The organism is Duganella paludis, assembly GCF_054461335.1.
Window position 1 is genome coordinate 6,704,413 of record NZ_CM136922.1, and the last position, 22,786, is coordinate 6,727,198.

Sequence of the window (22,786 nt, forward strand, 5' to 3'; positions counted from 1 at the left end):
TCTCTTTCAACGCGGCCAACGCGGGCCGTCGGCGGTGCGGTAATTGACGTCTTGTACATCGAGACGCTGCAAGGAGGATGGCAGGCGCTGTTGGAACTTGGCGTAGTCCTTGAGCGACTTCGGCGTCCACAGCGTCTCCGCCATCGCCAGCAAACGTGGCCAGGCCATGTACTCAACCTCGCGCGGACCTTGCATGTACTCGGTCCACAACTGCGCCTGGCTGCCCAGTACATGCTTCGCCAATTCCGGCGGCATGGAAGCCGGCAACGGTTCGTAGGCGTAGACGTGGTCCAGCGTGTTGACGGCACGCGCGCCCAGCGGCTCGCGGTAGCCCGGCGTATTGGCCGGGGCTTGGGCGTAATCGAGATAGGTGTCGCGCTCCGGTGTCATCACCACATCGTGGCCGGCGCTGGTGGCCTTCAAGCCGCCTTCCTCGCCGCGCCAGCTCATCACGGTGGCGCCTTGCGCCAGGCCGCCTTCCAGGATTTCATCCCAGCCGATCAGGCGACGGCCTTTTTGCGCTAGGTAGACATCCATCTGGCCGATGAACCAGCTTTGCAGCTGGTGCAGCGCCGGATGCTCAGCCGGCTTGCCTTGTGCGTCCTTGTAGTTCTGGATGTCGTCCAATGTGGTTGACGCCGGCACCAGTTTCAGCGTCTTCATGCGCGCCAGCGCCGCCGGCGAATTCGCCCATTCGATTTTCGGGCACTCATCGCCGCCGACGTGGATATACTGGCTTGGGAACAGCGTCAACACCTCGTCCATCACCTGCTGCAGGAAGCGCACGGTGTTTTCCTCAGGGCTGAAGACCTGCGTGATCACGCCCCACTCACGGCCGACCGGCAGCTTCTTGTCCGGCTGATTGCCCAGCTCAGGATAAGCGGCAATCGCGGCCAACGCATGGCCGGGCATTTCGATCTCCGGCACCACCGTGATGTGGCGCGCGGCGGCATAGGCCACCACTTCGCGGATGTCTTCCTGCGTGTAGTAGCCGCCGTGCGGCTGGCCGTCGTAACGCAAACCTGGTGGATCGCCGGGACGTGGCGTCAACTGGGTCTCGCTGCGCCATGCGCCCACCTTCGTGAGCAGCGGAAAGCGCTTGATTTCGATGCGCCAGCCCTGGTCGTCCGTCAGGTGCCAGTGGAAGACGTTCATCTTGTTCTGCGCCAGCAGCTCGATATGCTTGAGCACAAAGCTCTTCGGCATGAAGTGGCGCACCGTATCCAGATGGCTGCCGCGCCAGCCGAAGCGCGGCTGGTCTTCGATGGTGACGGCAGGCAGTTGCCAGCTGCGGTTCACCTGCGCCTTGCGGTAGATATCGGCGGGCAGGATCTGGCGCAGCGTCTGCACGCCGTAGAACAGGCCTGCCGGTTCGGCGGCGGTGATGGTCACGCCGCGCGCATCGCTGACCAGGCGGTAGCCTTCTTTACCTAGTTTGCTCTGTTTCTTGTCTAGTTTGAGGCGGATGGCGTTGGCGCCGTCGCGCGCGGAGAGCGGCAGTTCAAAGCCGGTGGCTGGGCGCAGATAGTCGCGCAGCGTCTGCGCTTCGGCCTGCGCTGCGCCATCGGCGACGATGCGGGTCGCGGATGTCAACGCAAACTCGCCGGCATTGCGCTGCAGGTGCGCAGGCAGCGGCACGATCTCCTGGGCCTGTGCGGCCCCCATCAACCCAAGCAAACATGAAACAAGAACTCGTAAACGCATACTCACCTCAAACGTAAAATGAAAACAGAGCCGGTTATTCCTCGCGGGACCAGACCAGCTCAATGGCGCCCGCACTCCCGCGCGGCCGGTAAAGCAGTGAAACGGTATCCAGTTCGGCGCGGTCGAGCTCTATCCTGCTCTCGACCAGAAAATAGTCGCTGCGCAGGCCGACGCGCAGGCCATCCAGCACGGCACCGACGGGGAGCGCTGCGCGCAGTTCCGCCATGCTGCGAAAGTAGCCCTGGCGCCGACGGTCCGCCAGTTGGCGCGCCTGCGGCAGGGAGAGTTGCGTCGCCGCTGCCAGCAGTTCGGGTGCTGCGGTATTCAGATTGAGGTCAGCGGGCGCGGGCAGCAGGACCACAAAGGCGGCCAGCATCGCCAGCACCGGCGGCGTGTAACCCGGCATAATGGACAGTTCATCGAAGCGCTTCAGCGCCGCCTGCTGCGGAATGCCGCCCTCGCCCTGCTGGCTGGCGGCGACCGCCAGCGCGGTGCGCAAGGCCAGTGCCGGATCGAGGTGCAGGCTGGTGAGCAAGCGTTCATACAGACGGATTTCGGCCAGGTTCAAGGCACGGCCGCTGGCCAGGTTGGCGAGGTTGTAGCGCGACTGCGCATCGATGATGCGGCTGGCGAGTGTGGCGCGCGGCGCCTCGACGACGCGGCTGGCGTGCGTGGCGCCATCCGCCGCTTCTGCCGCTGTCTCCGCCGTCTCCGCCGCTGTTGCCGCCGCTGCGTCGCGGTCGAAGTAGCGGCCCAGCTGGATCTCGGGCGGTTGTGTATTCCATGCGCCGTCCAGTGCGGTCAATTCCGGCGAGCGTGCGCCGTCGTCGCGCAGAATCTCGCGGCTCCAATCCAGGCCGGCGCGCTGCGTCCATTGCGTTTGCAGATGCAGGCGCTGGTTTTCCATCGCGCGCACTTGCACCTGCTGGTGCCAGAACAGGCTGGCGACTGCGCTCACCGCCAGCGTGGTGATCAAAAGCGCGGTGACCAACGCGATGCCGCGCTGCCGATGGACGCGCATCAGCCGCCTCCCAACATGAACATGCGCGTCAACGGCGCAACGCTGTCAGCCGGACGCAAGATCACTTGCAACCCCGGCGCGTCCGTCACCGCTGGCCGCACCACGCGACGCGTGCGCAGCCGGGGGCCGGCAGCATTAGCCGCCGCAGCGACGGGCTGCCACGCGCCGCCATTCCAGGTTCGCAGCTCAAAAGCCGACACCTGCTGGTCCAGCGCCGCACCGGCCAGCGTCGCTGCGCCCGATACCGCAGCCTTCCATACCTCCCGCAGCGGCCCGAAATCACGGGTAGCCGCCGAAGCGCTGCGTGTCAGCTGCGCGCCGTCGGACTGGTACACCACCACCTGCATCTGATCGGCGCCACCTTCACCGCTCACGCTACGCAGCAGCACCAGCCGCCCCTGCGTGGCCGACAAAGTGGGCAGTCCATCCACCGCCGTACTGCGCATCAACTGCGCGCAATCTGCTTCCAATTGTGCAAACGCCAGTTGATGCCCGCGCATACCCTCCAGCTGCGCGGTCAACGCCACGCGCGAGGCCAGGATGCCATCCAGTGCGCGCCAGCCCATCACGGTCATCAGCGATAGCAGCAGCATCGCCACCAATAGCTCGACCAGCGACATGCCGCGCGCTCGTTTCACTTCTGCCCCTGCATGCGCTGCCACTCCAGGCCCGGACGGTCAACGCGGAACTGCACCAGTTGCTGATGCTCGACTTCAGTCACATACATAGTACGGCCATCCGGCCCGCCAAAACACAAATTGCTCGGCCGCGCACCCGGCAGACGAATTTCCTGCAGCAGCTTGCCCTCCTGCGCCAGCTTGACCACCGTGCCCTTGCCGAACCGGCTCACGTACAAATTTCCGTCGACATCGACGCGCATGCCGTCCATGCCAAAATCTTCAAATCGATGCAGCAAGCGCTTGTCCGACAACGCGCCATCCGCGCCGATGGTGAATGCCCAGATATTCCGCTGCACGCTTTCGTTCACATACAAGGTGCGGCCATCCGGGCTGACATCGATGCCATTGGCCGTGCCCATGCCATCCGTCGCCAGCGTCACCTTGCCGTCGCGGGCGATGCGCCACACGCGGCCGGTGTTGTGCTCCCAGTCTGGATCGCTGGCATACAGCACGCCGTCCGCCGTGATGGCCAGGTCGTTCGGCTGGGTCATCCGCGCATCGTGCGCATACAGCTGCGGCGTTGTGCTGCCCGCCGCAATGCGGAAGATATTGTGACCGACATAATCGGCCACATACAGCGCACCAGCGCGATCGAATCGCAAGCCATTCGGCACCGAGTCGCCGGGTAGCACCGCGAACTCGCGCGCCTCGCCCAGCGGACTGACGATGCCGATGGTCTGCTGGCGGCCGAAATTAACCGCATAGATGTTCCCTGCCGCGTCCACCGCCGGCCCTTCTATGCCGGCGGTGAAACTGCGTTCCGCTGTCAGCGGCGTAGCGACAAACAAATCCTCCGCCACAGAAGGCAAAGATACCGACAGCAGAAACGCAATCATCCAACGCATGCAAAACTCCTCAAATTAAATCAATGACCCAGCACCTGCAGTTCCTTGACCGAACCGCTCCACGACGAAGCGCCGGTGCGTCCCACCACCCGCACGCCGGTCACGCCGCTGATGCCGGTGCCGCTGAAGGTGTAGGTCACACTGGCGGCCGAGGCGCTGTTCGGATAGGCGGGGGTGACCGCCCATCCCGAGTCTACCCAAGTCGTGCCGTTCGTTGTGTACTGCAAACTCACGCCGGACTCGAAATAGCCGTTGCCGTAGGTGTCGAGCGCGCCGTTAATGAACTTGGCCGACGAAATGGTCTTAGCCGCTGCGAAGGTCACGCCGGCGGCCTGCCATTTCTGCGTTCCGCCTTCCCCCGCGCCGTTGATGGTCAGGCTGGTGCTGACGTTGCCGTCGTTGACCGCCGTCGATGCCGCTTTATTGGTGTTGGCGGTCGAAGTGGTATTAGCGGTCCACACGTAGCCGGTGCCGGTGTTGGCAATATTGCTGTCTGTTGTACCGCCGCCACCATTTCCCAGGCCGGCGCTGACCGCGCTCCAGAAAGTGCCGTCTTCATAGCCCATGGCCCAGATGCTGGTGCCGCCCAGCGCATAGGTGTTCACCAGCGCGGCCTTGGCGGTGATGCTTTGCGCATCGTCGTACCAGAGCACCGGCTGCTTGTTGGAGGTGCTCCACGCCGTGCCATCCGGCTGCTGCACCACCGTGCCCCAGGTGGCGTAAGGCGTGGCCGACGCGGTGTCGCGCTTCTTGGTGGCGCTGTGGGCGGCGATGATGTCGTTGTAGCCGGACACGCCGTTGGCGCTCTTCCAGTAGGCGATGACGCCGGTGCTGTAGTCATATCCGTAGGTCGGCAAGCCTTGCAGCACCTTGGCCGCCGGCACGCGCGATACGGCGTAGCTCAGTTTCGACTTCATCCAGTCCAGGCCCACTTCCGGTCCCGGCCAGGTGGCGGAAGTGGACGAAGACCAGCCCGGACCGACTTCGTCATACGTCATCAACTGGAAGTAGTCGACCGCCGCGCCGATGGCCGCGTAGTCGTAGCCGGCCAGGTAGGTGGGCTGGCCATCGCCGCTCATCGGTGGAATGCTGATGATGAGCTTTTTGTTCTGGTTGTGCAGCGCCGTCGCCAGCGCGCTGATGAAGGACGACATCTGCGTCTTCATCGCCGGCTGCACGGCTTCCAGGTCGATGTCGATACCGGCAAAACCGTTGTTCACGGCCAGGTTGACCAGATTGGTCACGGCGGTGGCGCGGCCGCTGGCGGTAGCGAGGAAACCATTGCTCACCGAAGGATCGAAGCCGCCGTAGGAATTGCTGTAGTCCGACACGGTTGGGTACAGCGGCAGGCTTTTACCCTTGGCGAAAGTGATGATGCTGTTGGTGGTGGTCGTAACGCCGCTGCTGTCGATACTGCCGTTAGCCAGCATGGCGTAGGACGAACCAAGGCCCACCGCCGACAGGTTGCTGTAGTAGGCCTGCAGGTTGGTATAGGACTGGGTCAGTTGGCCATCGGTGTAGGCCAGCACGAAGGCGGCGGCGGAAGCATCCGCGCTCAGGGCGGCGCCAGCGAGGGCCACGGATGCGGCCAGGGTGCGCAGCCGCGTCGAAACTAATTTGGTAGCAATCACGAAAGTCTCCAGGTTGAGTTATGAACAGGAACGACTGGGCGAGTTCGCCCCCGGCGGTCCGCACAGGGACCGCCGTTTGCTGCACTACTAAGGTGTGAGTCAGGCCAGTGAAACGCTTACCACTCGGTGCCTACGCGGATGCCGAACATGCGAGGATCGTTGTACGACGCAACGGTGAAGGTCTGCTGAGGACCGCCGATGCCGGCCCAGGTCTTGGCGCGCACGTCGCCGACGTTGCGCACATAGATTTCGGCATGCCACGGCTGTTTTGAACCGCCCGGTGAGCTGAGACGCAGCGATGCATCGACCTGGTTGTAAGCTTGCTGCGCGTCGGACAGGTGCGGCGTATCGAGGTTACGCAGCGAGAAGTACATCTTGTCCTGCCAGCGCCACTGGACCCAAGGCGTCAGCGACCAGCCTTCGTTGAAGTAGAAGTCCTGCGAGAAGCTCAGGTTCATGGTCCTCGGCGGCGAATACGGCAGATGGTTGCCGACCACGTTGTAGGGACGCAGCTGCGCCAGCGATGGATCGGTGCCGGTGTAGTAGTCAGGGCACGGCGTCACGCCTTGCGCGGCACGGGCGTTGCAGCCGATATCGTCGCTGTAGGTCGGATAGTCCGCAATTTTCGCGCTCAGCAGCGAGGCCGAGTAGCTGATATGCGCATCGCGCCACGGACGGTACTGCCCTTCCAGTTCCAGGCCCTTGATGTCGGCGCGGCCGATGTTCTGGGTCGACCACCAGCTGATCACCGCGTCGCAGGCCGGATGGTCCGCATCGCAGGTACGTTTGCTGCGGCCCACGGTATGCTGGCCGGTGGCCTGCATATCCTTGTAGCGGCTGTAGAACACCGTGGCCGACAGCGTCAGGCGGTCGTCCAGCAGCTTGCCCTTGTAGCCGAATTCCAGATTGGTGACGGTCTCCGGTTTATACGGCAGGAAGGAATACTGCGGCCCTGGCGGACCGGAAGCGCAATCGTAAGGCTTGCCATTGGCATCCAGCTCGCTGCCGCACAGGTTGAAACGGTCATTGAAACCGCCGGCCTTATAGCCGGTCGACAGCGAGGTGTAGACCATGTTGCGCGAGTTGAGCTGCCAGGTCAGGCCCAGGCGACCGGTGGTTTTGCTCCACGATTCCGCGTGATTGCTGATCGCCGACGCCGCCGGGAACACGCCGCTTCCGTAGTACGCGCCCATGCCCGGCTTGAGCAGGCCGGAATTGACGCCGGTGTAGCCTGGCGTGCCCGGACCGCCCGGATCGAGGATGCCGTTGAAGTAGTCCTTGCCGTAGGATTCCCAGAACTGGCCGTTGTTGTCGGCGCGCGAGTCCTTGCTCATGCGGACACCGGCGGTGAAGTTCCAGGTCGGCGCGAACTGCCAGTCCGACTGCGCGAATGCGGCCTTGGATTCGGAGCGGCGATCCGGCTGGTGGTAGTAGTTCGAGTACGGGAAGCCGCTCGGTCCCTGGTTCAGGAAGTCCTGGCCGAAGTCGATATTGTTCTTCTCCTTCATGTAGAACAAGCCCGCCACGTAACGCAAGCTGCCGAAGTTCTGGCGCAGTTGCAGTTCATGGACGTCGGACGCGAACTTCGATCCCAGCGTGTAGGTGGCGTTGTCCACTACCGGCCAGTGGTCGCCGCCGGCTGCCGCAGTGGCGTTGACGTCGGCCTCGATGTTCTGGTAACCGGCATCGCTGTCCTGCTGCTGGAAGCGACGCTGGATCGCATGCGCGTAGCTGTATTCGATATCGGTCTGCTGGTTCACGTTCCACACGATGTTGGAGCGCAGCGTGCGGATCGACATGTCGGTGACGCCCGGCACGTTGATCGCCACGTCGTACTTGCCGCCTTTGCAGGCGTATGGCGTGCCGGCCGCCTGTCCGCAGTCCTTGATCGCAAGGTCGCCGGCGTCATTGTTCTGGTAGTTCTCGTAGGAGACCAGCCATTGCAGATCCTTGTTCACCTTCCACAGGCCGGACATGCGGGCCGCCCACTGATTGCGGTTGCTGTAGTAGTCGCTCTTATCGAGCTTGCGGTTGCGGCGCTGGTCGGTGTCCGGAATGCCGTCGGCCGGGAAGCCTTTGGATGGCATGTTGACGTCGTATTTGTCCTGCGTCTGATTGAGCCAGCCATCACGCTTGACGCCCATGGCGGTGAAGCGCAATGCGAAATCATCGGTCACCGGAATGTTCTGGACCACATTCAACTGGCGATGGTTGTAATTGCCCAGGTCCAGTTCTACGCTGCCTTCCTTGCTGCCGATGACAGGCTTGTTCGGAATGACGTTGATGCTGCCGCCGGTGGAGTTACGGCCGAACAGCGTGCCTTGCGGGCCGCGCAGAATCTCCAGGCGATCCAGGTCGAACAGCAAGGCCAGCGCGCCCTGTGGACGCGGCGAATAAATGCCCGCCACGTGCAGGCCGACGGCAGGATTGCCGATTTCGGTGAAGTCTGAATTCGACACGCCGCGTATGGCGATCTGCACACCCGAGCTGCCGTCCACCGCGCCGCCCAGCTGCAGGTTGGGCACTTCGCCGGACAGCGACTTGACGTTGACCGCACCCTGGCGGGTCAGGTCTTCCTGCGTGACTGCGGTGACTGCTACCGGCGTTTTCAGCAGCGATGTGCTGTAGCGCGTTGCCGTCACCATCACCTCCTGTATGGTGTCGGCGGATTTTGTCGTGGTGGTCTCGTCCTGCGCGTGGCCCGGTGCTGCGGCCAGCATTGCCAATGCACCGGCAACTGCGGAACTGATGAGGGTCTTCTTGCGGTTCAAATCAAACATGCTCTTTCCTCTTGTTGTCTTGTTGATTGAAATCCCAGCTGCTTGCATTTATCTGCAGCCGTGTTTCAACACTAACATTGCATTCACAGCCATCACAAACCGTCGTCCCACACGACCAATAAACACATAAGCTTCTGAATTTATTGGCTATTTTCGTAAATTCCAAAAACCGCTTTTACACTTCCTTACGCAGCATTCCGTCACAGCCCTGATGCCGCCGGAATCGCTGAAAAATTCTCGTCAACTCTTACAATTCATTACAGAGATGCTGTACCGCGCCTGCAACATCAACGTCCCAACACCAGCGCGCCGACCTTGCGGGCGAAAGGCCAGCCCTGACGTTCGTCGGTGGCCAGCTCCCAATTGAAGGCGCCGCGCAGGTCCGGATGGCGGCGCTGCAGTTCACGCCAGGTGGTAGCTACCTGCGCGTCGCTCATGAAATTGGGGGCGTTGTTGATGCCGAAGCCGACCACCACGTGTGATGCGCCGAGCAGCTTGACCCACTGGTCGACATTGGCCGTCACGTAAGCGGGATCGGCGAGATTGGGGCCGTCATAGTATTGCGGCGCGCAGTAGTCGAGCGCACCGGCATTCAGCATGTCGCGGCAAAAGCGCTGGTCGATGGCGCTCCACGGCGCCGGCGGCGCGCTGATGATAAAGCCCGGATACAGGCGCTTGAGCTCAAGGCTGATCCAGATCATTTCGACGGTATCTGGACGTTGGTTGGCCTGGAAGGTATTCCAGTCCAGGCCATCGATGCCGCCGAACTCGCGATACAACTCGGCGATGCTGGCGACGAAGGCGCGCGACTTGGCGCGGTCGGGAAAACTCATGCCGTTGCCATCGCCGCCGACCGACAAGACGATCTTGCGGCCTTGCACGCGGCGCGCGAACTGCAGGTCGTCCTTGAAGTGCGCGGCCGCGCCGCGGCCATCGCCCGGTGCTTTCCAGTAGACGGCGCCGGTGGTTCCCGGTGCGCCACCGACCGGGCGCGCTGCAAACAGATAGACCAGGCCATAGCGCGGATCGATGTCGCGCAGGCGCACCGGCGCTTCGTACCACGCCGGATAGTAGCCGGCCAGTACGCGTGCAGGCAAGCCACTGGGCGCCGGACCTTTCATGCCCAGCGTGGCGCCGACCGTCGCGACAACAGCGGTGATGCACACGCCGGCGACAAGGTGGCGCAACTTCACTTTCGCACTTCCTGCATCGCGCGCGACAGCGAGAAGGTGGCGTCGTCCTGGTCCAGCGACCAGGACATCAGACCGCGCAAGCCTTGCGCACGCACGTAGTCAGCCTTTTCGCGGATCACGCGCGGATCGTCGTAAGTCCAGAAGGTGCCTTTATCGTAGGTCCAAAGCTGCCTGGTGACGGGATGGTAGTGAGCGGTGAGGCCGCGCGCCGCGATGGTGGAATACTGCTCGGCACCCTCTTCGAAGCCTTGCGCCGGGCCGGTGGCCGGTTGATATAAACCGTTGTTGGTTGAGCCTACGCCGCTCCAGCCGCGCGCATAGAACGGCACGCCGACCACGATCTTGTCGGCCGGGACGCCGGCCTGCATGAAGCGCTTCACGCCCGCCTCCACGCTGCGCGGGCTGGCATCGCCGCTGGCTGGATCGCTGTACAGATTGGATTGGAAGCCGGTCGGCCCCTGCTTGCTCCAGGCGCCGTGGAAGTCGTAGGTCATCAGGTTGATCCAGTCCAGCGAACGGCTGTAGGCGGCGGGATCGGTGTAGCGCATCTTGTCGTCGGTGCTGTTGACGGCGGCGGTCAGCAGATAGTGCTTGCCATTGGCTTTGCCCAGCGCGTCCAGCTGGCGGCGGAATTCCTCCAGCAGCAGCGTGAAGGCGGCTTTGTCATTCGGGCCTGGATGTTCCCAATCCAGGTCGATGCCGTCGAAGACGCCGGCGGCAGCGCCGGCGCCGCCGTGGCCATCCAGCTTGGGCAGATTACCACGCAGGTAAAGATCGATGCACGAGGACACCAGCGCGCTGCGTCCGGCCGGCGTGGCCGCGCCGGCCGGGAAATGATGCGACCATTCTCCGCCGCCCAGCGCCACCAGCACCTTCAGCTTGGGATGGCGTTTCTTCAGTTGCGCCAGTTGGTTGAAATTTCCGGCCAGCGGCTGGCCCGCCTTGTCGACGCTGCCGTCCACCGATTCATCGGCGGTGAAGCGGCGCGCGTAATCGAGCGTGGCGTTCATGCCATTGGCGACATCTTCGCTATCATGGCCGCTGTCGCAGCGTACGCCGCCATTAGGCATCTTGTAAACATTCTCGAAGGCGTACACCAGATACGTGTAGCCGGCAGCGGCGCCCGACTGGTCCAGCTGCTTGAGACGGAAGCCCTTCCCTATACTCCAGCCGGTGTAGTAGGAACCCACTTCGGCCGCATGGGCGCCGCCGGCCAGCATGGCCGCAGCCAGGGCCAGACAAGATAAACGTGTACGCATAGTCTCCTCAGAGTTTGATATAGATTTTTTTTCGGTCCATCGCATACGCCACCAGCCAGCAGGCCAACATGTAGGCCACCGCAAACAGCAGCGAGGCGTTGTACGGCGATGCCCACGACAGGAACAGCACTTGATACAGCCAGCGGTACAGCATCACGCCGTCCACGTGCAGGCGTGCCAGCACAATCACCGCCACGTCGGCCAGCAGATAGATGAACAGGGTGTTCTTGCCGAACACCTCAAAGAAGTAGGTGCCGAAGCGCAGGCCGGCTATGTCGATCACGCCGACCAGCACCGCGAGAATGATCAGGTCCCAGCCCACGGTGCAGACGACGAAGGAGCTGGTCCACAGCTTCTTGTTGATCGGCAGTAGCGCATCCCAGCCATAAGCCAGCAACAGGCATGCGGCGCCGGCCACCACCAGCGGCGCCAGCGTGCGTTGGCCGCGCTGCAGCCAGACAGCGGCGGCGTAACCGGCCAGCACGTTGACGATGGATGGCAAGGTACTGAGGATGCCCTCGGGATCAAAAGGAATGCCCTCACCGTGATACATGTGCGGCGCACCCAGCGCGGCCAGATCCAGCTTGAGCACCGCATTGCCACTCAGCGTGTAGTCGCCGAAGGACGCCAGTATCCACCAGTAGCCCAGCAAAGCGACCACGCTGAATATCGCCGCGCCGCGCAAGCCGGTGTAGCGCACGATCAGCGCGGCAAACAGGTAGCACAGGCCGATGCGCTGCAAGACACCCATCACCCGCGTATTGGCGAACGGCGCCAGCGCAAAGTCCGGCGTAAAGAACGGGAACCAGTACAGCAGATAGCCGCACAGGAAAATCAGCAGTCCGCGCTTGATCACGCTTTTGAGAAAATACGCCTCGTCATGAGCGGCGAACTTCTTCATGCTCAGGCTCATGGCCGCGCCCACCACGAACAGGAACGATGGGAACACCAGATCGGTGAGCGTGAAGCCGTGCCAGACCGCGTGTTCAAGCGGGCCGTAGTTGCTTTCGCCGCCGGGCGTATTCACGATAATCATCAACGCCAGCGTCAGCCCGCGAAAGACATCCAGGGCCAGATAGCGTTGGGAAGCAGAATTCGACATCTCAGAGTTTCAGTTTGACGTTGTAGGTATTCAGGACAGCCACCACCGCCACCATGGCAGCGGAGAACAGCAGAGCGAAGGCAATGGCGACGCCGCCGTGCATCAGCACCGGCCACCAGTGCAGATGCAGATAGCCCATCAGCGTGGCCAGCACCACCGGCAGCAGATAGGTCACCAGGGGATTGGCCGCAGCCGGTTGCACCAGCGCGGTCCAGCGCGTGACCTTGCGTATTTCGATCAGCCAGTACAGCAGCACAAACAGCCCGCTGCACAGCGCCGCGCAATACAGCGCCCACGGCGGCGTCGCACCGATTTTGGAGATGGGGTAGAAGTGATGCAGCAGCCAGGCCGACAGCGCCAACACCAGCGTCAGAGCCACACCCGCAGCCGGCCGTGGCCTGCCGCCGAAGAACAGCAGCACACACACGGCCCCGCACAACACGATGGAGGTATGCGTGGCGTGCATTGCGAACACGTCGCGATCACCAAGCACGTACCACAGCAAGCAGGCGACGATCGCCAATACCAGCACCAGCAGCCGTCCGCGCCCGGCCAGGTAAATCAGGCTGGAAACCAGATACGCCCAGCCGATGCAGCCCAGGATGCCCCACCACGACGTCTGCATCCACCCCTGACCATCCGGGCCACTGCGATACATCAGCGCCAGCACCACGATGGCCGCCGCGCCGCACCAGCGCAGCCAACGGTTGCTGCGCGTGCCCCACACCAGCAAGGCCGCCGCGTAAAAGCACAATGCCCACAGTTGTATCGAGATGCCCATCGCCGTTTCGTTATACGCCTCCTCGGTATTGACCATGAACAGGCCAATCACGATCAGGCCTGACGCCCGCGTGACCACCTGCCACAAGGTCTGGCGGCTCAGGCCAAAAGGAATGGAGGTGCCGACCACAAACAGAAACGCCGGGAACACGACGTCGGCGAGGCTCATGCCGTCGACACTGGCCGCCATGTGGTGGATTCCGTAAGGGATGCCGTTGGCGCCGGACAGGCAGTTCACGAACAGCATGACGAAGAAGGTCAGCCCGCGCAGCGCATCGATGGCGATAATGCGTTGGCGCGGCAGGTCAGGGGGAGTTTTTATCAGCATGGGCAGACACTAACATGCGCCTGTCCAGCCCCGCAATGCAACGCCACTTACACATCAAGTCTTTGATTACATTGGACTATCCATAAAAACCAAGGAAGTCCGCTTACGATTCTTTACACAAGTGGTCTGCATCGCCCCATAACGCCTGCACCCGGCCAGTGCAAACTCACAAATCATTACGAATTGGTGGCGCCGGGCAGGATGATCGTGGCGACCAGGCCACCTTCGGGATGGTTTTGCAGCACCAGCTCACCGCCGCTTTCTTCGATGATGCCGCGCGCGATGCCCAGCCCCAGCCCGAGGCCCGCCGCGTTCTGGGCGCGGCCATGATCGAGCCGCACATGCGGCTCGAACAACTGCGCCAGCTTCTCCGCCGGCACGCCGGGTCCATGATCGCGGATGCGTATATGCACCACGCCCTCGTACTCCTCGGTTGCCACATCGGCGCTGCCGCCGTAGAACAGCGCGTTGTCGAGCAGGTTGCCGATGGCGCGCTTCAGCGCCAGCGGCTTGGCCTGCACCACCTGACCGGCCGGCGTGTAGCCGATCTGATGCCCGGCCAGTTGGGCGCTGCGCAGCATGCGGCCGATCAGCGCATCCAACCGTACCGGCGTGGTGTTTTCGTAGATGTCGCTGTCCTTTACGGTCTGCAGCGCGCCTTTGACCATCATGTCCAGGTCATCCAGATCGTCGTGGAATTCGCGGCGCACCTCGTCATTGTTCAGCAGCTCGGAGCGCAGCTTGAGGCGCGTGATCGGCGTGCGCAGATCGTGCGAGATCGAGAGGAACAGCCGTTCGCGGTCGGCCACGTAGCGCTGCAACTGGGTCTGCGCCTGTTCCAGTTCCTGCGTGCGGGTGCGGACCTGCACCTCCAGCTCGCGCCGGCGCCGAGCATGCATGCGTTCGCGCGTGCGGTGGCCGCCCCATATCAGCATCACAACGGACAGCAGCACCGCCAGCCGGAACCACCATCGCTGCCAGTACGGCGGCGCGATCTCGAACACCAGCGGCGGCGAAGGCTGGCCCCAGACGCCGTCCTTGCTCGCAGCCTGCACCTGGAATTCGTAGCGGCCGGGATCGAGATTGGTGTAGGTGGCGATGCGTTTGCTGGCGTCGCTGGCGGTCCAGTCACGGTCGTAGCCGGCCAGCCTGTAGCGGAAACGGTTGCGCTGCGGGTCGCTGTAATGCAGCGCGGCGAATTCGAAAGTCAGCGCGGCGGCGTCGTGCCCCAGCCGCATGCTGGCGCCATCGAGAGACAAAGGCTTGCCGCCGGCCTGCATGGAGGTGACCACGGCCGGCGGCGGATAGGGATTGTCGCGGATGGCCGCAGGATGGAACACGGTCAGGCCATTGACGCCGCCGAAATACATGGTGCCATCGCGCTCGCGGTAGGCCGAGCCGGAGAAATAATAGCCCTCGATCATGCCGTCGCGCGCCGAGTAGTTCTTGAAGGTGGCCGCCTCTGGCTCCATGCGCGAGATGCCGGTGGCGGTGCTGAGCCACAGCGCCCCGTCGTCGGCTTGCAGGATGGCGCCGATGGAATCGTCGGCCAACCCTTCGCGCGTGGTGTAGCGATGGAAGCGTATCGCGCCGCCGGCCTCGCGCACCACGCGGTTCAAGCCACCGTTGGTGCCGACCCACAGCGTGCCCTGGCGGTCGAGGAACAGCGACTGCACCCGGTCGCTGCTGATGCTGGTGATATCGGCCCGGTCATGCTGGAAGTGGCGGAAGCTGCGGCCGTCCGCCGCCAGCAGATTCAATCCATTGTCGGTGGCGACCCAGATCGCGCCGTTGGCGTCTTCCGCCGTCATGCGCACCCAGTCGTCACTGAGGCTGGCCGCGTCACGGCTGTCGTGGCGGAAGCTGCGGTCCGGGCCACCGGCGCTATCGACGCGGTGCAAGCCGCCACGGCTGGCGACCCACAGATTGCCGGCGCGGTCGCCGGTGATGTGGGTGATCGAATTGCTGTTCGCATCGGGGCTGTCGAAATCGTGGGCCGCATAGGTGCCGCGCTCCGGATCGAAGCGTCCCAGTTCGGCGCTGCTGCCGATCCAGGTGACGCCGCGCGCGTCGCGATACAACGCCAGCACGATCTCCTTGTTGCTCATATGCCGCTCCAGCCGGGCATCGCCACGCAGCCGCGTGACTTTGCCGGTCGCGGGATCGAGCCGGTCGATGCCGCCTATGCCGGCCAGCAGCAGCCCGCCCTTGCCGTCGCTGCACAGGCCATAGATGCGGTTGTCGTGCAAGGTATGCGCATCGCCGGGGATGTGGAAGTAGCGGCTGAAGCCACCGCTGGCCAGGTCGGCGCGGCGCACGCCGGCGGTCCAGCTGCCCACCCACAGCGTGCCGCTATGATCCTGGAACAGGCTCGAAACCTCGTTGCCCGCGCTCTGGTGCGGATCGGCCGGTATCGTGACGAAGCGGCGCAGGCCCGCGTCCCAGCGATGCAGGCCGTTGGTATTGGTGCCCAGCCACAGCGTATTGTCGCGGTCCTGCACCAGCGCCGTCACCAGTCCCGGCGCCAGTCCATCGGCCGGTCCGAATACATGGCGCGGCATGCCAGGCACGCCCAGCTGCCAGCTGACCAGTCCATCCATGGTCACCAGCCATAACACCTGGCGCTGGTCGATGCGCAGTTGCTGCACCTCGTTGAGCGGCGCATTGGGCTTGGTCGGCGTATCGATGCGGAAGTGCTGGAAGCTGCTGGCGCCGGCGGCCAGGCGGTCCAGCCCCTGCTTCAGGCCCACCCACAATCCGCCCTCGGCGTCGAGCGCCAGCGCATTCACCTGGTCGTTGCCAAGGCTGGCGGCGTTGGCGGGATCATGGCGCAGCACCTTGTAGCGGCCCGATTCGGGATTGAAGTGGTGGACGCCGTCGCTGGTGCCCAGCCACAGCTGGCCATAGCCGTCGCTGATGATGGCCTGCACCTGCTGCCGCCCTGCCCGTCCCGGAGCGTCGGTGGCGGGAAAGCTGGTGAAGTCGGCGCTGGCTGGATCGAAGCGCTGCAAGCCGCCGCGCGTGCCTACCCACAAGCGGTTCTTCTTGTCGACGTGGAGCGCCTGCACCCAGTTGTCGGCCAGGCTGCGCGAGTCGTTGGGTATGGTGCGATAGACGGTGACGCGATAACCATCGTAGCGGCTCAAGCCATGCTGGCTGCCGAACCACATATAACCCTGCTGGTCCTGCACGATGGCGGTGACGGTTTCCTGCGCCAGGCCGTCCTTGACGCTCAGCTGCTCGAAGTTGAGGGTGTGCGGCACCGCCGCCAGTGCCGTGACGTGCAGCAGCCACGCGCAGCAAAGCAGCAAGGCATGGCGCAACATGGCAGCCGGCTTACGCCGGCGAGACCGCGACATCGGCCGAGAACACATAGCCCGCGCCGCGCACGGTCTTGATCAGCGACGGCTGCTTGCCGTCGTCATTCAAACGCAAACGCAGCTTGCTGATCTGGACATCCAGCGAGCGATCGAGTGGACCGGCGTCGCGGCCGCGCGTCTGTTCGCACAACACACTGCGGTCGAGGATATCGCCCGGATGTTCGACGAAGTATTTGAGCAACTGGTAATCCAGGCCCGTGAGCGGCACCAGCGCGCCGGCGCTGTCGGTCACGGTGCGCTCCAGCAGATCCAGCGTGAAGCCGACAAAACGGTAATAGCGGGTGACGTTCTGGGTGTCGATGCCGGCACGGCGCAACAGCGACTTGATACGCGCCAGCAGCTCGCGCGGGTCGTAGGGCTTGCCGATGTAATCGTCGGCGCCCAGCTCCAGGCCGACGATGCGGTCGGCGCCGTCGGAGATCGCGGTCAGCATGATGATTGGCAGGTTGGAGCGGCGCCGCACCTCTTTGCACAGCACAAAGCCGTCCGTATCGGGCAGCATCACATCGAGGATCACCAGCGCCAGTTGGTCGGCCAAGCGGGAAAACTCAGATTGAAAGGTCAGGCCGTCCGGGGCCAGGGTCACTTCAAACTGGTGTTTTTCCAGATAGGTCTTCAGCAGCGCGCCGGCCTTCTGGTCATCCTCCGCAATCAATATCTTGCGCATGCCGCTTCCTGTCCGATGGGTTCAATTCAAATCGCGCCTTAGTATAACCACAAGACGGCAGAAAGAAAAAGCCGGCGCCCGGCGGGGCACCGGCCAAGAAGGAACCACAGCACCAACAGGAGGGATAGGTGATTCCATATTGCAAATTTATTCTATCACCGGCTTTCCGGCTTGGCGAACCTCCCGCAAGGCATTGATTTTTATAGGAAATGGCTTTGACGCATTACATTTCCTTACCCGCGCTACCGCCCGCAGTGCCAATCACCGCGACAGCCCCGCCAACGGCTTACAAAACTTAACAAAAAAGTGCTATCGTCCGCTGCCTTTTTGAAAAGAGTGATATTTTAATAAAACTAAAATAGCACAATCGTTCTTTTATATGAGGATACCTTGAACCCAATACCCTACACATCCGACATTGAGTTCATCGATGACGACGAAGTCGAGCTGACCAAACAAATCGTGGAACAGATGGCGACGTCGTCGCGCTGCACCTTCGAACGCCACCGCCATGCAATCCGCGACGCGCACGCCAAGTCGAACGGCTTGCTCAAGGGCGAGCTGGAAATCCATGCGGACCTGCCAGCCGAATTGCGCCAGGGCGTATTCGCCGAGCCGCGCGTGTATCAGGTGGTGGCGCGCCTGTCGTCCGCGCCGAGCGACATCCACTCCGACGAAATCCCGGCGGCGCGCGGCTTCGCGCTGAAGATCATCGGCGTCGACGGCGAACGCCTGTCGCCTGATATCGCGGGCAACAACCAGGACTTCCTGATGGTGAACTTCCCCGCCCTCGCCTTCGGCACCATCGCCAAATACAAGCGTATGCTGACGCTGCTGGAGGCCAACTCCCACGCGCCGGACACCTTCCAGCGCCTAGTGGCTGGTACCGCGCACGGCGCCAAACAGGTATTGGAGAGCCTGGGCGGCACGCCCGGCGCCACGCTGGACGGACTTGCGCGCGACAACCACCATCCGCTCGGCGAGAGCTACCACACCCAGGCTGCGATCCGCTTCGGCGATTACGTCACCAAGCTGGCGCTGCAGCCAAGCTCGGATAGCGTGCGCAGCCTGACCGGCAAGCCGGTCGACAACGTCCAGTACGCGAGCATGCGCGATGCAGTCAGCGCGCACTTTGCCGAGCACGGCGCCGAATACACGCTGTCGGCGCAACTTTGCACCGATCTATCCAGGATGCCGGTGGAAGACGCGGCCATCGCCTGGCCGGAGGAACTGTCCCCGCAACGCGCCATCGCCACTCTGCGCTTTGCGCCGCAATCGACCGCGCATCCCACCCGCCAGGTCTACGGCGACGACCTGCTGTCGTTCAATCCGTGGAACGGCATCGCCGCGCACCAGCCGCTCGGCGGCATCATGCGCATCCGCCGCGCCGCCTACGAACGTTCGACCGCCTTCCGCCACGCCATGAACGCGCGGCCGCGCATCGAGCCAACCCAAGCTTCCGACATCCCAGATTAAAAGGACACTCCCATGACCGACCACAATCAAGACCCGCGCCTGGCCGACGAAACACGCCTCGAAGCCATCCGCCGCAAGATCGGCGCCGTCGCCCACGACGCTCCCCACCTCGCCAAGATCGCGCTGGAAGCCATGGTGCGCAAGCACAATCCCGACCTGAAAGGCACGGCCAACTCCGCCGGCCGCGTCGGCAAGCAGTCCGGCAACGTTTCGGAGCTGACCGCCATCGCACCGCTGAAACCGGGCGGCGCCGAGCGCCTGCGCCGCATCTTCGATCTCACCAACGGCAATATGGACGGCGCGCAGCGCGTCTCCACCCTGCACGACATGCGCTTCGTGTTCTTCGACAACGACACGCGCATCCTGTTCGCCACCACCTACGACGGCGACTGGGACAGCTACATCAACGACTTCGCCACCAAGATTCCCGAGTTGATGGACCTGCTGTTCGCGAATATCGAGGGCTGGCCCGGCATCGACAGCCCGGCCGTGAAGGACTTCATCGCCAGCCACCAGATCGACGCGGCTGGCTGGTTCGTCGCCAATCCGCAGGTGACCGTGGTGGACACGCGCCGCTTCCAGCGCATGGACAAGGCGCTGACCACGTTTCTGGACCAGATGTCCGCCAACCCGCCGCAGGATGAAGCCACGCGCAAAGCGCTCGATGCGCTGAGCGCCGCGCTGGCGCAACCGCAGGGAGTGGATTACTGATGACTTTTCTCACCGACCTCAAAGCACGCTTCACGCGCGAACACGTCACGCTGGCGCTGGACGATATCCAGGCCCTGATCCTGCGCTCGCGGCCGGAACCCTATGTGGGCATGCACGCCATGCTGCACATCGATGACGCCGCTGGCGGCCGCGACCTGCTGCGCCGCATGGCCGAGCATATTCCATCGGCCGCCGGATGGACCGACGACCGCGACGCCTGGATGGGCATGGCGCTGAGTTTCCAGGGGCTGAAAGCGCTCGGCGTGCCGGAAGCCTCGCTGTCAAGCTTACCGCTGCCGTTCCAGCAAGGCATGGCGCAGCGCACCGAGCAGTTGCGCGATGTCGGCGACAACGCGCCGGAGCATTGGGACGACGCCTTCCAGCCGGGCGCCTGCCACATCGCCCTGACGATCTACGCCCGCGATGAAGCCGCGCTCGACGTGGCAATCGACAAAGCCATGGGCGAGCTGGAACGCTCCCACGGCGTCACCCTGGTGGGCAAGCACAGCTTTGGCGCCGATGCCGACGCCAAGAACCCGTTCGGCTTCCGCGACTCGATTTCGCAGCCGGCCATCGCCGGCAGCGGCGTCGCAGCGCTGCCCGGCCAGGAACGCTCCATCGCAGCGGGCGAGTTCATCCTCGGCGAAAACAGCGAAACCGGCGCACCGGTCGCCATGCCAGAGCCGCCCGAGCTAGGCAAGAACGGTTCCTTCGTGGTGCTGCGTAAATACGAGAGCAAGGTCGGCGCCTTCAATGACTACATCCGCAGCCAGGCGAACGATGAGGCCGGCGAGGAATTATTGGCGGCCAAGATAGTCGGCCGCTGGCGCAGCGGCGCACCGCTGACGCTGGCGCCGGAGCACGATGATCCAGCCCTGGGCGCCGATCCGGCGCGCAACAACGACTTCGATTTCTCCAAAGATCCGCGCGGCCTGATGTGCCCGCACGCGGCCCACATGCGCCGCCTGAATCCGCGCGACAGCCAGTTGACCATCCTGACCGATGTGAATATCCACCGCATCATCCGCCGCTCCTCCACCTTCGGTCCGAAATGGAAACGCGAACTGACGGCGCAAGACGACAACGGCGAACGCGGCATCTTCTTCATCTTCATCAGCGCACGCGCCTACGACACCATCGAGTTCTTCCAGCAGGAATGGATCAATCGCGGCAACTTCATCGACCTGGGCGCCGAGCGCGATCCCATGGTGGGCTTGCAGGAAACGCCGGGCAGCTTCACGATTCCGCAAACGCCGGTGCGGCGCAGGATAGCCGGCATCAACACCTTCAACCAGCTGCGTGGCGGCGAATATCTGTTCATGCCATCGCTCAGCGCCTTACGATGGATTGCGAAAGAGCACTAATGGGCTAAAATCAGCCCTCTTACTGCTCACACGGACCCGGACATGGCCCACGGCATACTGCTACACATGATGTTTTACCTGGCGGCGGCGGTATTGCTGGTGCCGCTGGCCAAACGCACCGGCATGGGTGCCGTGCTCGGCTACCTGATGGCCGGCGCCATGATCGGCCCGTGGGGCCTGTCGCTGATCGGCAATGTGGAAGACGTGCTGAGCATTTCCGAATTCGGCGTGGTGCTGATGCTGTTCCTGATCGGCCTGGAACTGGAACCGAAGAAGCTGTGGGCGCTGCGCCGTCCCATCTTCGGCTGGGGTGGCGCCCAGGTGCTGATCGTCAGCGCCGCGCTGGCCGGCCTGGCGCTGGCCTTCGGCGTCGACAGCAAGGTCGCCATCGTTGCCGGCCTCGGGCTGTCGCTGTCGTCCACCGCCATCGTGCTGGCCACGCTGGGCGAACGCAAGCTCATGCCCAGCCCGGCGGGTTCGGCCAGTTTCTCCATCCTGTTGCTGCAGGACATCGCGGCGATTCCGATGATCGCGCTGGTGCCGCTGCTGGCGGGCGTCGCTTCCGACCACGACGGCGCCGGCTGGCAACGCGCCGTCAAACTGGTGGCGGTGATGCTGACCTTGATCGCCGTGGGCCGCTGCCTGGTCAATCCGGTGATGCGCTTCATCGCCCGCACCGGCCTGCGCGAACTGTTCACCGCGTTTGCGCTGCTGCTGGTGATCGGCATCTGTTTGTTGATGGAATGGGTCGGCCTGTCGCTTGCGCTCGGCACCTTCGCCGCCGGCGTGCTGCTGGCCGATTCGGAGTACCGCCACCAATTGGTGAGCGACCTGGAGCCGTTCAAGGGACTGCTGCTCGGCCTGTTCTTCATGGCGGTCGGCATGTCGGCCGATTTTGGCGTGCTGCGCGACCATCCGCTGCTGGTACCGGCGCTGGCCGCCGCCCTGATCCTGTGCAAGGGCGCCCTGCTGTACGGCATGAGCCGCTGGTTCGACATACCGCGCGGCCAGCGCCTGTTCTTTGCCTTGCTGATGTCGCAGGGCGGCGAGTTCGCCTTCGTGGTGTTCGGCGCCGCGACGGAAGCCAAGGTACTGCCGGCGGACGTGTCGGCCATGCTGGTGATGGTGGTGACGCTGTCGATGGTGGCCACGCCGCTGCTGTTGCTGGCGCATGACAAGCTGGTGGCGCCGCACCTGCGCACCGCCAAAAAGAAGCGCGCGCCGGACGCCATCGCGGTCGAAAACCCGGTCATCATCGCCGGTTTCGGCCGTTTCGGCCAGATCATCGGCCGTTTGCTGGCGGCCAACCGCATCGGCGTGACCGTGCTGGACCACGATCCCGACCAGATCGAACTGCTGCGCAAGTTCGGCTACGAGGTGTTCTACGGCGACGCCACCCGCATCGACCTGCTGGAAGCGGCCGGCATCGGCAAAGCCCGGGCGCTGGTGGTGGCGGTCGATGACGTCGACGCCAGCTTGAAATTGATCGACGCCGTGCGTGAACGCTTACCGTCGCTGACCATCCTGGCGCGGGCGCGCAACGTCAGCCACTACTACGACTTGCTTGACCGCAACGTCACCCTGATCGAGCGCGAAACTTTCGAGGCGGCCTTGCAGCTGGGCGCCAGCGTGCTGCAGCAACTCGGCTTCGCGCCGGAGCGCGCACAGCATGCGGCCAGCGTGTTCCGCACCCACAACCTGAAAATGCTGATGGAAGTCTATCCGCACCAGCAGGACCAGGACACCATCATCTCGCTGACGCGCAAGGGCCGGCTGGAACTGGAGGAAATGTTCGCCGGCGATGCGGCCGCGTTCAATCAGGCCGGCACGGCGACAAAAGCGGAAGCTTAGGCAATATGCTTTAA

The 22,786-nt window shown here is 63.6% G+C and carries 16 protein-coding genes; 4 read left to right on the plus strand and 12 right to left on the minus strand.

What is annotated here, in order from left to right:
- Nucleotides 1-6: 6 nt before the first annotated feature.
- From ACXZ1M_RS29445 to ACXZ1M_RS29500, 12 genes are all read right to left on the minus strand, one after another.
- Nucleotides 7-1,665: a beta-N-acetylhexosaminidase gene (locus ACXZ1M_RS29445; protein ID WP_459051140.1), complete on the minus strand. Its 1,659-nt coding sequence runs from the start codon at nt 1,663-1,665 to the stop codon at nt 7-9.
- A gap of 73 nt (nt 1,666-1,738) precedes the next feature.
- Entirely contained in the window at nt 1,739-2,725 is a 987-nt protein-coding gene (gene gspK, locus ACXZ1M_RS29450) for a type II secretion system minor pseudopilin GspK (RefSeq protein ID WP_459051141.1), read from the minus strand.
- The gene (locus ACXZ1M_RS29455; RefSeq protein WP_459051142.1) at nt 2,725-3,363 is read right to left on the minus strand and encodes a PulJ/GspJ family protein; all 639 of its coding nucleotides are present in this window, start codon (nt 3,361-3,363) and stop codon (nt 2,725-2,727) included. The genes gspK and ACXZ1M_RS29455 overlap by 1 nt, the downstream gene beginning before the upstream one ends.
- Nucleotides 3,360-4,250 carry an SMP-30/gluconolactonase/LRE family protein gene (locus tag ACXZ1M_RS29460; RefSeq protein WP_459051143.1) on the minus strand — a complete coding sequence of 297 codons (891 nt, stop codon included), beginning with the start codon at nt 4,248-4,250 and terminating at the stop codon, nt 3,360-3,362. The genes ACXZ1M_RS29455 and ACXZ1M_RS29460 overlap by 4 nt, the downstream gene beginning before the upstream one ends.
- 20 nt (nt 4,251-4,270) lie before the next feature.
- Entirely contained in the window at nt 4,271-5,881 is a 1,611-nt protein-coding gene (locus ACXZ1M_RS29465; RefSeq protein WP_459051144.1) for a glycosyl hydrolase family 18 protein, read from the minus strand.
- A 116-nt stretch (nt 5,882-5,997) separates the two neighbouring features.
- A complete protein-coding gene (locus tag ACXZ1M_RS29470; protein ID WP_459051145.1) occupies nt 5,998-8,661 on the minus strand; it encodes a TonB-dependent receptor in 2,664 nt (887 codons plus the stop codon).
- 287 nt (nt 8,662-8,948) lie between these two features.
- Nucleotides 8,949-9,854, minus strand: a complete 906-nt coding sequence (locus ACXZ1M_RS29475) for a glycosyl hydrolase family 18 protein (protein WP_459051146.1) — start codon at nt 9,852-9,854, stop codon at nt 8,949-8,951.
- Nucleotides 9,851-11,113, minus strand: a complete 1,263-nt coding sequence (locus ACXZ1M_RS29480; RefSeq protein WP_459051147.1) for a glycoside hydrolase family 18 protein — start codon at nt 11,111-11,113, stop codon at nt 9,851-9,853. The genes ACXZ1M_RS29475 and ACXZ1M_RS29480 overlap by 4 nt, the downstream gene beginning before the upstream one ends.
- A 7-nt stretch (nt 11,114-11,120) precedes the next feature.
- Nucleotides 11,121-12,215: an acyltransferase family protein gene (locus tag ACXZ1M_RS29485; protein ID WP_459051148.1), complete on the minus strand. Its 1,095-nt coding sequence runs from the start codon at nt 12,213-12,215 to the stop codon at nt 11,121-11,123.
- Nucleotide 12,216: 1 nt separating this feature from the next.
- Nucleotides 12,217-13,323: a hypothetical protein gene (locus ACXZ1M_RS29490; RefSeq protein ID WP_459051149.1), complete on the minus strand. Its 1,107-nt coding sequence runs from the start codon at nt 13,321-13,323 to the stop codon at nt 12,217-12,219.
- 176 nt (nt 13,324-13,499) lie between these two features.
- The gene (locus ACXZ1M_RS29495; RefSeq protein WP_459051150.1) at nt 13,500-16,649 is read right to left on the minus strand and encodes a ligand-binding sensor domain-containing protein; all 3,150 of its coding nucleotides are present in this window, start codon (nt 16,647-16,649) and stop codon (nt 13,500-13,502) included.
- 10 nt (nt 16,650-16,659) lie between these two features.
- The gene (locus tag ACXZ1M_RS29500) at nt 16,660-17,370 is read right to left on the minus strand and encodes a response regulator (protein WP_373987244.1); all 711 of its coding nucleotides are present in this window, start codon (nt 17,368-17,370) and stop codon (nt 16,660-16,662) included.
- 390 nt (nt 17,371-17,760) lie between these two features.
- On the opposite strand from ACXZ1M_RS29500, the gene ACXZ1M_RS29505 reads away from it, so the two are divergent.
- Genes ACXZ1M_RS29505 through kefC form a run of 4 tightly spaced genes read left to right on the plus strand, consistent with a single transcriptional unit; the run spans nt 17,761 to nt 22,772 of the window.
- Entirely contained in the window at nt 17,761-18,846 is a 1,086-nt protein-coding gene (locus tag ACXZ1M_RS29505; RefSeq protein ID WP_459051151.1) for a catalase family protein, read from the plus strand.
- A gap of 12 nt (nt 18,847-18,858) precedes the next feature.
- Nucleotides 18,859-19,557 carry a hypothetical protein gene (locus ACXZ1M_RS29510; protein WP_459051152.1) on the plus strand — a complete coding sequence of 233 codons (699 nt, stop codon included), beginning with the start codon at nt 18,859-18,861 and terminating at the stop codon, nt 19,555-19,557.
- Nucleotides 19,557-20,921, plus strand: a complete 1,365-nt coding sequence (locus tag ACXZ1M_RS29515; protein ID WP_459051153.1) for a Dyp-type peroxidase — start codon at nt 19,557-19,559, stop codon at nt 20,919-20,921. Before ACXZ1M_RS29510 ends, ACXZ1M_RS29515 begins: the two co-directional genes overlap by 1 nt.
- A gap of 42 nt (nt 20,922-20,963) precedes the next feature.
- Nucleotides 20,964-22,772, plus strand: coding sequence for a glutathione-regulated potassium-efflux system protein KefC (gene kefC, locus ACXZ1M_RS29520; protein ID WP_459051154.1), 1,809 nt, complete (start codon nt 20,964-20,966; stop codon nt 22,770-22,772).
- Nucleotides 22,773-22,786 lie beyond the last annotated feature (14 nt).